General features: G+C 52.0%; 3 protein-coding genes and 1 tRNA gene. All 4 read right to left on the reverse strand.

The genetic code is table 11. The features are described from left to right. Nucleotides 1-6: 6 nt before the first annotated feature. A tRNA-Phe gene (locus R3196_RS10855) sits at nt 7-82 on the reverse strand. Nucleotides 83-176: 94 nt separating this feature from the next. Next, nucleotides 177-2084: a biosynthetic arginine decarboxylase gene (gene speA, locus R3196_RS10860; RefSeq protein ID WP_318936783.1), complete on the reverse strand. Its 1908-nt coding sequence runs from the start codon at nt 2082-2084 to the stop codon at nt 177-179. Then, nucleotides 2084-3019: an agmatinase gene (speB, locus tag R3196_RS10865; RefSeq protein ID WP_318936784.1), complete on the reverse strand. Its 936-nt coding sequence runs from the start codon at nt 3017-3019 to the stop codon at nt 2084-2086. The genes speA and speB overlap by 1 nt, the downstream gene beginning before the upstream one ends. A gap of 80 nt (nt 3020-3099) precedes the next feature. Continuing rightward, nucleotides 3100-3397 (reverse strand): 6-phosphofructokinase (locus tag R3196_RS10870; RefSeq protein ID WP_318936785.1); only part of this gene is annotated, 298 nt, incomplete at its 5' end.

The following is a 3397-nucleotide window of genomic DNA, read 5'->3' on the forward strand; positions in this document are numbered from 1 at the left end:
GAATAATGGTGCCCAGAGGCGGAATCGAACCACCGACACGGGGATTTTCAATCCCCTGCTCTACCGACTGAGCTATCTGGGCGTGGGGCGTATTAAACGAGTTTTTCGGGTCATAGTCAACCGCTTTTTCAGGGGTTTTTGACCGTTTGCTCAGTAAATACGCAGCTTGGCTGTTTTTACACCTTCAAGTAGGTGCTTCCGGCCAGGCATTTCTCGTAATAGTCGGTCCAGCGCACGCCTTCACGCGGGGCTATCTTGCCTTTACGAACTTCACGGTCCAGCCATTTCTTAACGGTTTTGGCCATATAATCGGTGTTGTACTGCATGGTTTCGAGTACTTTTTCGGCTGAGGTGCCCGGAACCACTTCTTCGATGTAAAAGTCACCGTCTTCGTCATCATGGCAGTAGATGTGCACTTCGGTCAGCCGTCCGAAGAGATTGTGCATATCGCCCATAACGTCCTGGTAGGCGCCGGTCAGGAACATACCCACATGGTAGGGTTCGCCTTTGCGTAACGCGTGCATCGGGATGTTATCGCTGATTTCAGTGCCTTCGATGTATTTGCTCAGCTTACCGTCGCTGTCACAGGTGATATCAACAATGGAGCAGCGCACTTCCGGCTTTTCGTCCAGGCGGGTGATGGGCACAATCGGTAATACCTGGCCGATGGCCCAGGTATCCGCAGCCGACTGGAAAATCGAGAAGTTACACAGGTACTGGCTGGCGAGCATGTCTTCGAGTTCTTCGAGTTCCTGGAAGACGAAGGTCTCGCGATCCAGTGAATCATGGATCTCAGACAGGATCTGCCAGTACATGGTGTCGATTTTCGCCATTTCGTCCAGCGACAGAATTCCCAGCTTAAAGGCTTCATAAGTGCTTTGCTTGAACGATGCCGCGTCGTTATAGCGCTCCTGGGGGTGCATGTCGGCTGCGGAAATCAGCTCGCGCATGTTACTTACCAGAATGTGCTCGCCCTGGGCGGGATTAACGTCAAACTGGGCGCCGGTGTTTTTGATTTCGCCGACAATGTTGGTAACCACGCAGCTGTGATGCGCGGTAATTGCGCGGCCACTTTCGCTGACGAGGTTAGGGTGGGGGACTTTCTCAAGTTCGCAAATCTGCCGGACGCCATAAACCACATCGGCGACATACTCGTCAGTCGAGTAGTTGCGTGATGAGTCTGTGGTCGAGCTGGTGCCGTCATAATCGATACCTAAACCGCCACCGATGTCGAGATACTCGAGGGGTACGCCCATTTGAATCAGTTTGGCGTACAGGCGAGCACCTTCAGACACCGCTTCTTTGATTTTACGGATATCAGATAGCTGGCTGCCGATATGGAAGTGCAACAGTTTCGCGCAGTGCAGCATGTCTTCGTTTTTCAGCAGTTCGACAATATTCAGGATTTCAGTAATGCTGAGGCCAAATTTCGCACGATCGCCACTGGAGCCGGCCCATTTACCTGAACTGCGCACCATCATTTTGCTGCGCAGCCCGATCATCGGCTCAACGCCCAGTTTTTTCGCCAGCGGGATCAGCATTTCCAGTTCGCTGAATTTTTCGATAACGATGATCATCTTACGGCCGAGCTGACGTCCCATCAGGGCCAGGGTCAGATAGTCTTCGTCTTTATAGCCGTTCAGAATCGTCAATGCCTCGGGATTCTCATTATATGCCAGAACGGCCATCAGCTCGGGCTTGGAACCGGCTTCCAGGCCATAGTTGTAGGGTTCACCGGCATCAATAATCTCTTCGACCACTTCCCGCATCTGATTAACTTTGATCGGAAATACGCCAACGTACTTACCGTTATAGTCGGCGTCTTCAATGGTTTTCGCGAAGGTTTCGTTCAGAATCTCAACCTGCGAGCGCAAAATGTCATGAAACCGGATAACCGCTGGCAATTGAATGCCTTCGGCAATGATTTCGTCAATGACTTCTTTCATATCAATGGTGACATCAGGCAGACGGTGATTTGGCGTAATCTTGATACTGCCGTTATCACCAATTGAAAAGTAGCCCGCGCCCCAGCGGCGCACACCATAAAGTTCTTCAGCGTCGTCGATGCTCCAGTTGTCAGCCATTAACGAGCTCCTTTTTCGTTGAGAATAATCAGCAGTTCGCGCACTACTTTAGCGGCAAACACGTCGGAGTTACCGGTCGGGTCAATCTCCGGAGACAGCTCAACGACATCGGCGCCAACCAGATTCTTCTGGCGCAATAATTTCATCAGGCTAATGTATGAATGGAAATCTTCACCACCTGGTTCGGGCGTGCCGGTACCAGGCATATAAGCCGGGTCAAAGTAATCCAGGTCCAGCGTCATATAAACCGGCCGGTCGTCGGGTATGGCCGCTACACTTTCCAGAAAAGCCTGGCGTGAGGTGCGCAGCGTACCTTGCTCTTTCATGAACTGATACTCTTCGCGGGTGCCTGAGCGAATACCGTACTGGATAAGCTGGTGACCGTCGCCGAAATGGTCCAGGCAACGGCGGATAATAGATGCGTGTGAGTGACGATATCCCATAAAGCCATCCCGTAAGTCGGCATGGGCATCAAGGTGCAGCAGCACCAGGTCAGGGTATTCGGCCAGATAGTTACGAACCGCGGCGTAGGAAATAGAATGTTCACCGCCGAGGGTCAGCACCCGCACGTGGTTTTTGGCAATACCGACATCGCCGAAAATACCGTCGAACTGATCGGAAGCATGTTGCCACTGAGCTTCAACATCATCACCGTCGCCGCACGACAAGTTACCTAAATCAAAAAAGGTATGGTCGTGCAGATCCGCATCCAGATAAGGCGAATACGATTCGATATCTTCAGAGACTGCGCGCAGCGCGTCTGGTCCGTTGCGGGTCCCTTTACGAAAACACGCCGTACCGTCAAAACCAAACCCGATCATATGGGTACTGTTTTTGAATACTGCGTGGTCTGTGCGGGCGCCGAAAAATTCGCGGACGGGCGTATCTGTGGTTACCGAAAGGCTGGTAATTTGTTCAGGTTGATATTCGCTCAATGCAACTCACCTCCGATTAAAAATAAGGCAATAATTCAGGGCGCATATTATCGTCGTAAATGGACGAAATTGCCACTTTATCACTGGCCATTGCCATTCTTTTTCACTGGATTAAATATTTCGTGCTGAATCCGCAACTGATTTTTATTTAGCGGGTTTTTCTTCTGCCAGGTATCAGCCAGCGGCACGGCCACCGGCACATGATTCTTAATGCCTGCCATTACCCGGGTCTGGCCCTCAAGCGCCAGTTCCACCGCATGCACGCCCAGCTCTGACGCTAAGATACGGTCAGCCGGCGCAGGCGGACCACCGCGCTGAATATGGCCGAGTAAACACGGCCGGCAGGGCAGGTGGTATTCGGCTTCAAGCTGCTCTGCC

This window comes from Pseudidiomarina sp., from assembly GCF_033722695.1.
In the GTDB taxonomy this organism is placed as follows: domain Bacteria; phylum Pseudomonadota; class Gammaproteobacteria; order Enterobacterales; family Alteromonadaceae; genus Pseudidiomarina.

Bases quoted from the DNA above. Each gene is read 5' to 3' on its own strand.
- speA (WP_318936783.1), bottom strand. From the start codon at position 2,084: ATGGCTGACAACTGGAGCATCGACGACGCTGAAGAACTTTATGGTGTG.